General features: G+C 29.3%; 8 protein-coding genes and 4 other annotated features. Of the genes, 2 read left to right on the top strand and 6 right to left on the bottom strand.

All coding sequences use genetic code 11. The features are described from left to right. Window positions 1-81: 81 nt before the first annotated feature. From M2214_RS07480 to argB, 6 genes are all read right to left on the bottom strand, one after another. On the bottom strand, window positions 82-1,041 hold the full coding sequence (locus M2214_RS07480) for a tRNA dihydrouridine synthase (RefSeq protein ID WP_248484290.1): 960 nt from the start codon (window positions 1,039-1,041) through the stop codon (window positions 82-84). A 132-nt stretch (window positions 1,042-1,173) separates the two neighbouring features. After that, complete coding sequence (carB, locus tag M2214_RS07475; protein ID WP_248484289.1) at window positions 1,174-4,362, bottom strand: carbamoyl-phosphate synthase (glutamine-hydrolyzing) large subunit; 3,189 nt, start codon at window positions 4,360-4,362, stop codon at window positions 1,174-1,176. Beyond that, window positions 4,362-5,432, bottom strand: a complete 1,071-nt coding sequence (gene carA / locus M2214_RS07470; RefSeq protein ID WP_248484288.1) for a glutamine-hydrolyzing carbamoyl-phosphate synthase small subunit — start codon at window positions 5,430-5,432, stop codon at window positions 4,362-4,364. The genes carB and carA overlap by 1 nt, the downstream gene beginning before the upstream one ends. A gap of 19 nt (window positions 5,433-5,451) precedes the next feature. Next, window positions 5,452-6,624 carry an aspartate aminotransferase family protein gene (locus M2214_RS07465; RefSeq protein WP_248484287.1) on the bottom strand — a complete coding sequence of 391 codons (1,173 nt, stop codon included), beginning with the start codon at window positions 6,622-6,624 and terminating at the stop codon, window positions 5,452-5,454. A 22-nt stretch (window positions 6,625-6,646) separates the two neighbouring features. Continuing rightward, on the bottom strand, window positions 6,647-7,645 hold the full coding sequence (gene argF / locus M2214_RS07460; protein ID WP_248484286.1) for an ornithine carbamoyltransferase: 999 nt from the start codon (window positions 7,643-7,645) through the stop codon (window positions 6,647-6,649). Beyond that, window positions 7,635-8,519 (bottom strand): acetylglutamate kinase, encoded by an 885-nt coding sequence (gene argB / locus M2214_RS07455; protein WP_248484284.1) that lies wholly within the window; start codon window positions 8,517-8,519, stop codon window positions 7,635-7,637. The genes argF and argB overlap by 11 nt, the downstream gene beginning before the upstream one ends. A gap of 86 nt (window positions 8,520-8,605) precedes the next feature. Continuing rightward, window positions 8,606-8,832: a binding site (T-box leader), on the bottom strand. Between the two features lie 41 nt (window positions 8,833-8,873). Beyond that, window positions 8,874-9,091, bottom strand: a binding site (T-box leader). A 269-nt stretch (window positions 9,092-9,360) separates the two neighbouring features. Next, window positions 9,361-9,578: a binding site (T-box leader), on the top strand. A gap of 43 nt (window positions 9,579-9,621) precedes the next feature. Next, window positions 9,622-9,839: a binding site (T-box leader), on the top strand. Window positions 9,840-9,893: 54 nt separating this feature from the next. Between argB and argC the strand changes: the two genes are divergently transcribed. Both argC and argJ read left to right on the top strand, forming a co-directional pair. Continuing rightward, a complete protein-coding gene (argC, locus tag M2214_RS07450) occupies window positions 9,894-10,931 on the top strand; it encodes an N-acetyl-gamma-glutamyl-phosphate reductase (RefSeq protein WP_248484282.1) in 1,038 nt (345 codons plus the stop codon). Window positions 10,932-10,959: 28 nt separating this feature from the next. Then, window positions 10,960-12,174, top strand: coding sequence for a bifunctional ornithine acetyltransferase/N-acetylglutamate synthase (argJ, locus tag M2214_RS07445; protein ID WP_248484280.1), 1,215 nt, complete (start codon window positions 10,960-10,962; stop codon window positions 12,172-12,174). The last annotated feature ends 28 nt before the right edge of the window (window positions 12,175-12,202 follow it).

The raw sequence follows: 12,202 nt of genomic DNA, 5'->3' as shown, positions 1-12,202 counted from the left end.
GAATCAACTGTAAATTTATGTAACTAAGCTTAATCTTAAAAGTATATGATTAGGTATACAACTTATAAAACAAAGTTAATATTACTTATTAAATAACCCTGCCCCTTCTATGATTTCCTGCTCCATAAATAAGCTTGAAACTGCTTCTTTATAATCACTTAACTTTTGTGACTTCTTTATTTTTTCAGCATATTTTTTATTATTTGAAAATATATAAATCATATATCTCCATAATTCTTTCATTTTAAATATTGCATTTTTATCTTCATTAAATAATTCTATATATCTATTTAAAATTTCATCATGAAAATATTTTAATACTTCTTTATCTATAAAAGTATTATTTTTAATTTCATTAATTAATCCTGGATTGGCTAGTATTCCTCTTCCAAGCATTACTGTTTTTACTTGTGGGAAAGCTTTTGTTAATTTATTATAATCATCAACAGTGAAAATATCACCATTATAACATACTGGATTGGTACTTAAAGACAATGCATCTTTAAATACTTCTAAATTAGGCTTATTTCCATAAAAATCTTTTTGTGTTCTAGGGTGAATAATTAATTCTTCTATAGGATATTTATTATAAATTTTTATTAGCTCATAAAATTCTTCTTGACCATTCTTTCCTATTCTAGTTTTTATAGAAATTTTCATATCATCTATTTTAAATATTTCATCTAAAAATATATCAAGTTCTTCTCTTTTAGCCAGAAATCCCGAACCTCTATTTTTTGAAACAACCGTTCCAACAGGACATCCTAAATTTAAATTAACTTCGCTATAGCCTAATCTTTGTAATTTTCTAGATAAATTAACAAAACCTTCTGAATCATTAGTAATTATTTGAGGTACTATATTCATATCTTTATTGTTTTCAGGCAAAACATCTCTTAATTCTTTAGTTTTAAGACTTTTACTTTCATTTGTAGGAATAAAAGGTGTAAAGTATTTATCAATATTATGAAAAATTTTTTCATACGAATTTCTATATATGTATCCGGTAATTCCTTCCATTGGTGCTAAATAGTATTTCATTTCTTAACTCCTCATATAAATATTCTAAAAATATTATATCAGCCTTCTTTCTTCTTATCTACTTTATTAATATTAATTAACACAATAAACGACAATATTTGTATAAATATTGTCGTTTGTCATTCTTCTTAACTAAACAAAATAATTATCTAAAGAAACGTACTCTATTTCTTCATCATTTTTCTTTATATTAATAGCTTTTAAAAATAGATTAGCTGTATCTAAAGATGTAAATATCGGTATTTTTCTTTCTGTTGCTTTTTTTCTAAGCTTAAAGCCTTCACTTTCAAGACTATTTCCGCTTGTAGGAGTATTTATAACTATATTTATATCTCCTTTTGATATAAGATCATTTAATTTATCCAAATCTACTTGTTCACATGAAATTTGGTTATTATTAAGAAACTCGCTAGTTCCCTTTGAAGCATATAGTTTAAATCCAAGCTTATAGTATTTTTTTATAACTTCAAGTGCTTCTTTTTTATTAACATCACTTAATGATACATATATTCCTCCGTTAGTTGGAATATCTATATTTACTGCTCTAAATCCTTTATATACAGCTTTATCCAAATCCTTATCTACCCCTAATACCTCTCCAGTTGATTTCATTTCAGGACTTAAATATACGTCAACATTAGCTAGCTTTTCACTAGAGAAAACAGGTATTTTCACTGCATATAATTGTTTATTCTCTAAAAGCCCAGTTCCATATCCTAGTTCTTTTAGCTTACTTCCAAGCATAGATTCAACTGCTAATTTTACCATAGGAACTTGTGTTACCTTACTAAGTATTGGTACTGTTCTTGAAGCTCTTGGATTTACTTCTATAACATATACTTCATTTCCATCGTATACATACTGAATATTAACAAGTCCTACTATTTTAAGTTCTTTAACTATTTTCTTAGTATAAGTGACTAGCTTATCTATAGTCTCGTCACATAAACTTACAGTAGGATATACAGTTATACTATCTCCTGAGTGTACTCCTGTTTTTTCAACATGCTCCATTATTCCAGGTATTAATATGTCTTCTCCATCAGATATTGCATCTACTTCAATTTCAGTTCCCTTTACATACTTATCTATTAATACTGTATGTTCACTACTTAAACTTACAGCTTCATTCATATAATTTTCAAGTGTCTTATCATCATAAACTACCTGCATAGCACGCCCACCTATAACATATGAAGGTCTAACTATTACAGGATACCCTAATTTATTTGCTGTATTAAAAGCATCTTCTAAATTAGTTACTGCATATCCTTTAGGAGTTGGGATACTTAGATCTTTTAATATATCACTTAGCTTACCTCTGTCTTCTGCTAAGTCTATAGATTCAAATGAAGTTCCAAGTATATTTACTTTTTTCTCAGATAGTTGTTTAGTTAAGTTTATGGATGTCTGCCCTCCAAACTGAACTATAACTCCATCTGGTTTTTCTTTATTTATAACATTCATTACATCATCTATATATAAAGGTTCAAAATAAAGCTTATCTGATATATCAAAATCTGTACTTACAGTTTCGGGATTATTATTTATAATTATAGATTCGTATCCTTTTTCTTTTATTGACCAAACTCCATGAACACAACAGTAATCAAATTCTATACCCTGACCTATTCTTATAGGCCCAGAACCTAACACTATTATCTTTTTGTTATTAGATACTTCGTTTTCATCTTCTTTATCATAACAAGAATAGTAATATGGAGTCGTTGACTCAAATTCTCCACTACAGGTATCTACCATTTTATATACAGGATATATATTGTTGTCTTTTCTGATTTTCTTTAAAGTTTCAAAATTTATTCCTGATATTTCGCAGATTTCTTCATCTGTAAATCCCATGGCCTGAGCATCATAAATTACATTTCCATCTATAGTTTCTTGTTTTAGTTTATTTTCTATTTCAACTATATTATTAATTCCATATAAGAACCATTTATCTATTTTTGTCAATTCAAAAATAGATTCTATATCTATTCCTATTCTTAATGCTTGAGCTATAGCAAATATTCTTTCATCGTCACTCATTTTTATTTTTTCAATTATCTCATCTTTATTCATATCAATAATATGAGGTATTCTAAGTCCTGTAAACTTTGCTTCAAGACAGCTTACTGCTTTTAATAAAGCATTTTCAAAACTTCTACTTATAGCCATAACTTCTCCTGTTGCTTTCATTTGAGTTCCAAGTTTTTTATCAGCTTTATTAAATTTATCAAATGGCCATTTAGGTATTTTAACTACTACATAATCAAGGCTTGGCTCAAAGAATGCACTAGAATTTTTAGTTGCATAATTTTTAAGTTCATCAAGACTATATCCTATTGCAATTTTAGCTGCTATTTTTGCTATTGGATAACCTGCAGCTTTTGATGCTAGAGCACTTGATCTACTTACTCTAGGGTTTACTTCTATTACTATATATTTAGAGCTTTCTGGATCTAATGCAAATTGTACATTGCATCCACCTTCTATTTTTAAACTTCTTATTATATCTATAGAAGCTGTTCTTAACATTTGATATTCTTTATCTCTTAGTGTTTGAGATGGAGCTATAACTATGCTGTCTCCTGTATGAACTCCTACTGGATCTATATTTTCCATGTTGCATATAATAATACAGTTATCTTTTTTATCTCTTATTACTTCATACTCTATTTCCTTCCATCCAGCTACACTTTGTTCTAATAGTATTTGATTTATTGGACTGCTTTTTAATCCATTTTCACAAGTATTAATTAGTTCTTCGTAATTGTTAGCAATACCACCACCAGTTCCGCCTAGTGTGTAAGCTGGTCTTATTATTACAGGATATCCGTATTCTTTAACGAATTCTTCACACTCTTTTATATTATTAGCTATTATACTCATAGGAACTGGTTGGTTTATATCTATCATTAGCTTTTTGAATTCTTCTCTATCTTCTGCTTTTTTTATAGTATCACTATCTGTTCCTAAAAACTTTACATTATATTTATTAAGTATTCCTTTTTCCTGTAACTGCATAGCAATATTGAGAGCTGTTTGGCCTCCAAACCCTGCTAATATTCCATCTGGCTTTTCCTTTTGAATTATATTTTCTAAGCTTTCTATATTAAGAGGTTCTATATATACCTTATCAGCTATATCCATATCGGTCATTATAGTTGCAGGATTAGAGTTAACAAGAACTGTTCTTATTCCTTCTTCCTTTATAGCTTTACAAGCTTGAGTCCCTGAATAGTCAAATTCTGCTGCTTGACCTATAACTATGGGTCCAGAACCTATAATAATTACTTTTTTTATACTCTTATCTAACCCCATTACTTACCCCCTCCTAATACAGATATGAATTTATCAAATATATATGAAGAATCCTGTGGTCCAGGAGAACCTTCTGGATGATATTGAACTGAAAATACTGGATAATTTTTATGTTTCATTCCTTCTACTGTATTGTCGTTTAGATTTATATGAGTTACTATCATCTCTTTATCTTCTATACTATTTTTGTCTACTGCATAGCCGTGGTTTTGAGATGTTATATATGATTTATCTCTCTCTATATCATATACCCCATGGTTTCCTCCTCTATGTCCGTACTTCATTTTATAAGTATTTCCACCAACTGCTAGTGCTATTATCTGATGTCCTAGGCATATCCCCAATGTAGGTATATTTTTCATTAATTCTTTAGTCATCTCTATTGCATCTTTAACCTCTTTAGGATCTCCAGGTCCGTTGCTTAAAAGTACTCCATCTGGATCTATACTCATTACTTCTTCAAAAGATACGTTGTATGGAAATATAGTTATATCACAACCTCTTTGCTTTAAGTTATTTATAATATTTTGCTTTACTCCAAAATCAACTACAGCAACCTTATAACCATCTCCCTTTATATTAATAATTTCTTTAGTACTCACCTTTTTCATCCAATCATCTTTGATTTCAGTATTATTTAAAATATCTTTTATATCATCAATTGATAAATTCTCACTAGATATTACACACTTTAAAACTCCAGAATTTCTTATCTTTTTAGTTATACTTCTTGTATCAACTCCGTAAATCCCTACAATATCCATGCTTTTAAGCATCTCACCTATACTTTTTTCACTCATATAATTTGAAGGATTATTAGAAATATTTTTAACGATAAATCCTTTTGCATGTATTTTTAATGATTCGTTCTCAATATTATTAACTCCGTAATTACCTATTAAAGGATATGTCATATTTATTATTTGACCTGCATAAGAAGGATCAGTTAGTATCTCCTGATACCCTGTCATAGAAGTATTGAAAACAAGTTCTCCGACAGTAGTTCCTATTTTCCCAAATGCTTTACCTTCATATATACTTCCATCTTCTAAATATAAAATAGCATTCATTTTATCACCCCACTTAATATTAATTGCATAGTTCATTTAAGGCTTCATCTAATATATCTAAAAATTTATCTATATCTTCTTTAGAAACATTTAAAGGAGGTAGTATTCTTACTACATTTTCTCCTGCTCCTACTAATAAAAGTCCTTTTTCAAAACACTTACTAATTAATTTGCTTTTATCAATATTTAGCTTTATTCCAAGCATTAATCCCATTCCCTGAATTTTATCTACAGCTTGATATTTTTCTTTTAATTTTGAAAGTTTATTAGTGATATACTCACTTTTTTCATCTACTTTGTCTAATACACCATTATCAATTAGTTCATTTAATACTGCTAATGATACTGAACACCCTAGAGGATTTCCACCAAAAGTACTTCCATGATCTCCAGGAACAAATGCATCGGCTGATTTTTGAGTTGCAAGTACAGCTCCAATTGGAAAGCCTCCACCTAACCCCTTTGCCATGCATATAACATCAGGTATTACTTCAAATTTCTTATATGCAAACAAACTTCCTGTTCTACCTATCCCACACTGTATTTCATCAAATATTAAGAGAGCATTATATTTTTCACATAAATTTTTTACTTCTTTTAAAAAATCTATTTGGACAGATATTATACCTCCTTCTCCTTGGATAGGTTCAATTATAACTGCACAGGTATTTTCATCTATTTTATTTTTTAAACTATCTATATCATTAAACTTACTACTCTTTACTCCACTCATAAGAGGCATAAAATCTTTTTGATATTTTTCTTGTCCTGTTATAGCAAGAGCTCCCATTGTTCTTCCATGAAAAGAATTTTCCATGAATATTATTTCATTTTTTTTACTCGTTCCATTATTTATTCCGTATTTTCTAGCTAGCTTAATAGCTGTTTCTACTGCTTCTGTTCCACTGTTGCAGAAAAATACTTTATCATGATCGCTATAATCACATAGTTTTTTTGCAAGATTTAATTGTTTATTGTTCCAATATAAATTTGAGATATGAATAAGGTTGTTACTTTGATCATTTAAGGCTTTTATTATAGCTGGATGAGAATGTCCCAAACAATTTACCGCAACTCCCGAAACAAAATCTATATATTCTTTTCCATTTATGTCATAGACCTTACTACCTAACCCTTTTTCAAAGGTTACATCAACTCTTGAGTAAGTATTCATTATATTGTTTTTGCTCATTACTTAATCCCCCATATCTTATTTAAATATTTCCTATAGTTGCAACCATTACAGCTTTAATAGTATGCATTCTATTTTCAGCTTCATCAAATACAACTGAATGTTTTGATCTAAATACTTCATCTGTAACTTCCATTTCTTTTAATCCAAATTTTTCGTATATTTCGTTACCAACCTTCGTATTTAAATCATGAAATGCTGGTAAACAATGCATAAATATCACATCTTTATTTTCAGTTTTATTAATCATATCCATGTTAACTTGATACGGCTTTAATAGTTTGATTCTTTCTTCAAATTGATCTTCTTCTCCCATTGATACCCAAACATCTGTATATATTACATCTGCATATTTGACTTCATTTACATCCTCTGTAAGAGTAATACTTCCGCCATTTTCCTTTGCAATTTCTTTCATTTCATCAACTAACTCTTCACACGGCCACAATTTTTTCGGAGCAAGGGCTACAAAATCCATTCCCATTTTAACCGCACCTATTAATAAAGAATTTCCCATATTGTTTCTAGCATCTCCGACATAAATGAATTTAACTTTATTAAGTGGCTTATTTACATTTTCCTTAACTGTTAAAAAATCAGCTAATATCTGAGTTGGATGATACATATCAGTAAGTCCATTCCATACTGGAATACCAGCGTTCTTTGCTAAAATCTCAACTGATTCCTGTTTAAATCCTCTAAATTCTATCCCATCATAAAATCTTCCTAAGACTTTAGCTGTATCTTCTATTGATTCTTTTTTGCCCATTTGACTGTCATTAGCTCCTAAAAAAGTAACATGACCTCCTTCATCAAATGCTGCAACTTCAAATGAGCATCTCGTTCTAGTAGAAGTTTTTTCAAATAATAATACTATATTTTTTCCATCTAATAAATTTCCTTTTATTCCTGATCTTTTCTTAGACTTTAAATCTCCCGCTAAATTCAAAAGATATTTTATCTCGCTTTGTGTAAAATCCTTTAATGTTAAAAAACTTCTTCCCTTTAAATTAATTGCCATCTTTATTTCCCCCTTCTATCATTGTTCCCATTCCTTCGTTTGTAAATATTTCTAATAGTAGACTGTGTTCTCGTCTTCCATCTATAAGATGAATATTCTTTGTTCCACTTTCAAGAGCATCAATACAGCACTCAAGCTTAGGAATCATCCCTCCTTTAATTATTCCTGATTTTATATATTCTTTTATCTTCTCAGTATTTATACTGGATATAAAAGTTGATTCATCATTTAAATCTTTATATATTCCTTTTACATCTGTTAAAAGAATTAGTTTTTCAGCTTTTAAACAAGAGCTTATTGAAGATGCTGCATAATCTGCATTAACGTTATATATATTTCCTTCTAAATCACATCCAATAGGAGATATTACTGGTAAGTGATTATTTTCAATTAAATCTAATAATAGCTTTTCATTGATACTTACAACTTCTCCAACATGACCAATATCTACTTTTTTGTTATTTTTAAATATATATTTTTTCTTTGCTTTGATTAAACTTGAATCTCTTCCACTAATTCCAACAGCACTAATATCATGAGCACATAACTTCGAAGCTATTTCCTTATTTATTTTTGATGATAGAATCATTTCAACTAATTCCACAGTTTCTTTATTTGTAACTCTTAGTCCATCTATAAAATTACTTTCAACATCTAACTTATTTAAAAATTTAGAGATGTAAGGTCCTCCACCATGTACGATTATCACGTTAATTCCAACAAGATTCATTAAGGCCACATCTTCTATAAATGCTTTTTTAGAATTTTCATTTTCCATTATGCTTCCACCATATTTTATTACGAAGGTTTTACCTTTAAATTTTTTAATATAAGGCAGTGCCTCCATAAGCAAGGCTGCTTTTTTTTCATTCATTTTTTACCTCCCCCTTCTTCATTTCAGAATATTCTGTGTTTTAAAATTGCAATAACTGAATAAAAAAACTCTCATCTCTTAAATAATTAAGAGACGAGAGTTACCCCGTGTTACCACTCTTGTTGACATAAACGTATTTAAGTTTCGCTTTATGCCCACTCGTATGATTTTAACGGAATCACCGTATTTTCGTACTATTACTTCAGAAAATCTCCTCTAGGACTCTCTTCAATACAGTTATGTTACTAGACTCACACCTACTCTAGCTCGCTGGAACAATCACCATATCTACTCTTCCTTTCACAGGATTTAATATTTTTTTGTATAAATAAAAAAGTTCTCATCTCTTATAATTTAAGAGACGAGAACTTACCCGCGTTACCACTCTTGTTAACATAAAATAAGATTTTATGTTCACTCATCTGATTTTAACGGAATCACCGTATTTTCGTACTATTACTTCAGAAAATCTCCTCCAGGACTCTCTTCAATACAGTTATGTTACTAGACTCACACCTACTCTAGCTCGCTGGAACAATCACCATATCTACTCTTCCTTTCACAGGATTTAATATTTTTTTATAGTCAATTCGATTTCGAATTATTTTTAAAATCAATTATAATTTGTTATTTTAGATTTGTCAACAAATATTTTGAATATTATTTTTTTTCACTATGTTGTTGAAATAGATTATATATATTTTACAAATAATAGTCAACATGAATTTTTTTCAAGCTTTTTTTAAATAACATTATATAAAAAAATTTATTTTTATAGTTGACTTTAGAGTAAAAAGTATCTATAATGGATTTCAACGCAACATCAATTTAATTTCAAACAAAAAATCCTATGAAGTGGAGAGTAAGTATAATAATTGTTTCAGCGAGTTGGAGTTGGTGTGAGTCCAATAACACAGTTATACCCAAAAGAGCCACGGAGGATATTTTCTGAAATAGCAGTAGGAAAATACGGCCCCACCGTTAATGGGCAATGAGTGGATATGAATTTTTTTCATATCAATTAGAGTGGTAACACGGGAATATTCTCTCGTCTCTTGGTATTTAAGAGATGAGAGTTTTTTTATATTAAAATTTAATAGTAAAAAATCTTATGAAGTGGAGAGTAAGTATAATGATTGTTTCAGCGAGTTGGAGTTGGTGGAAGTCCAGCAGCATAGTTATACCCAAAAGAGCCATGGAGGATATTTTCCGAAATAGCAGTAGGAAAATACGGCCCCACCGTTAATGGGCAATGAGTGGATATGAATTTTTTTCATGTCAATTAGAGTGGTAACACGGGAATATTCTCTCGTCTCTTGATATATCAAGAGATGAGATTTTTTTATACAAAAATTCATTAAAGAAGGTGATATTGTGATAAAAGCAGGTGTAATAGGCTCAACAGGATATGCTGGCCAGCAGTTAGTTTGGTTTTTAAATAATCATCCTGATGTTAAAATTAATTTTTTATCTTCTCACAGCTACAGTGGTGTTTCTTTTTCTAAAATATATGGGAACTATAGTAAAAACCTAGAATCTATATGTGTAGACATAAAAGAAGCAGAAAATAAACTTAGTGAAATAGATATTCTTTTTATTGCCCTACCCCATGGTAAGTCATTCGATTTAGTAAAAAAAGCTTTAAGTTTAGGCGTAAAAGTTATAGATTTAGGAGCAGATTTCAGGCTAAAAGATCATAACGTTTATAAAAAGTGGTATGGACTAGATCATCAAGCTATTAATTTATTACCCAAATCTGTATATGGTTTACCTGAACTAAACAGAAATATCATAAAAGAATCTAATTTAATAGCAAATCCTGGATGTTATCCGACTGCAAGTATACTAGCTTTAACTCCTCTTTTAAAATTTAATATTATTGATTCATCTTCAATAATTATAGATGCTAAATCAGGAGTATCAGGTGCAGGTAGATCTTTAAATACATCCGTTCTTTATGGAGAATGTAATGAGTCAATAAAGGCTTATTCTGTATCATCACACAGACATACTCCTGAAATAGAACAGGTTTTATCCAATGCAAATTATAAGGATATTTCTTTATTATTTACTCCTCATTTAGTTCCAATGAATAGAGGAATACTAGCAACATGTTACGGTAATTTACTAAAAGATATTTCTCAAGAAGAATTATATGAAATATACAGCTCGTTTTATAAAAATGAATCCTTCGTAAGAATAATTGAAGAAATTCCAGAAACAAAATGGGTTAAAGGCTCTAATATATGTGATATTGCTATAAGAGTTGATGAAAGAACAAAAAAAGTAATAATAATATCAGCAATAGATAATCTAATAAAAGGAGCTGCAGGACAAGCAGTTCAAAATATGAACATTATGTTTAATTTAGATGAAAATAAAGGATTAGATTTACTGTCAATGTTTCCATAGATTAAAAAATAAAGAAAGGGTGATTTAATTGAAAATATTAGAAAATAAAACGATTACAGATGTTCCTTATTTTAAAGCTATAGGTATACACTCTGGAGTAAAAAGAAAAAGAAAAGATTTATGTATTATATATAGTGAAAAAGAAGCAGTTGCTGCAGGTACTTTTACTCAAAATAAATTCGCAGCAGCTCCAGTTGTTGTAAGTAAGGATCATATAAAATCTGATAATACACAAGCAATAGTTATAAATAGCGGAAATGCTAATGCTTGTACTGGTGATGAAGGAGTAGATAATGCATACTCAATGGCTAAAACAACTGCTGATTGTTTAGGATTATCTTCAAAAGAAGTATTAGTAGCCTCTACTGGTATAATAGGACTTCCACTTCCTATGGATATTATTACTCCTGGAATTAAAGATGCATGTACTCAAATTTCATGTACTGGAGGAGATTCAGCGGCTGAAGCTATAATGACTACTGATACTTTCACTAAAACATTAACTGTAGAATTGAATATAGATGGTGAAAAAATATTAATAAGTGGTATAGCTAAAGGTTCTGGAATGATTCATCCTAATATGGCTACTATGTTAAGCTTTATTGTAAGTAATGTAAATATATCTAAAGATATGCTATCAAGTGCATTAAAAGAAAGTGTCGATGATTCATATAATATGATTTCGGTGGATGGAGATACTAGTACTAATGATATGGTTATAGCCATGGCAAATAAAACCGCTAATAACACACCTATAAATTCAAAAGATGATAATTTTATAAAATTCAAAACAGCTTTAGATTTTTTAAATAAAGAACTTGCTAAAATGATAGCAAAAGATGGAGAAGGTGCTACAAAACTTATAGAAGTTTCTTTAAATAATGCTAAGACTTTAAAAGATGCTAAGTTATGTGCTAAATCTGTAATATCTTCTAGTTTAGTAAAATCAGCATTTTTCGGAGAAGATGCCAATTGGGGAAGAATCGTATGTTCTTTAGGTTATTCTAATGCAGAATTTTCTCCAGAAAAAATAGATGTATCTTTTCAAAACACATCAGGAACTATACAGCTTTTCAAAGATGGTAAAGAAGTTCCTTTTAATGAAGAATTAGCAAAAAGTATATTAAGTCAAGAGCATATCCATATCGTTATAGACTTAAAAGATGGTGAACATTGTGCAACTGCTTGGGGATGTGATTTGAGTTTTGATTATGTAAAAATTAATGCTTCTTATAGATCATAATGATATACATTAAGGGAAGTCCAAAATG

The sequence above is a fragment of the Tepidibacter aestuarii genome (genome assembly GCF_934924865.1).
Taxonomy (GTDB): Bacteria; Bacillota; Clostridia; order Peptostreptococcales; family Peptostreptococcaceae; genus Tepidibacter_A; species Tepidibacter_A aestuarii.
This window is presented reverse-complemented; position numbering and strand designations above follow the sequence as displayed.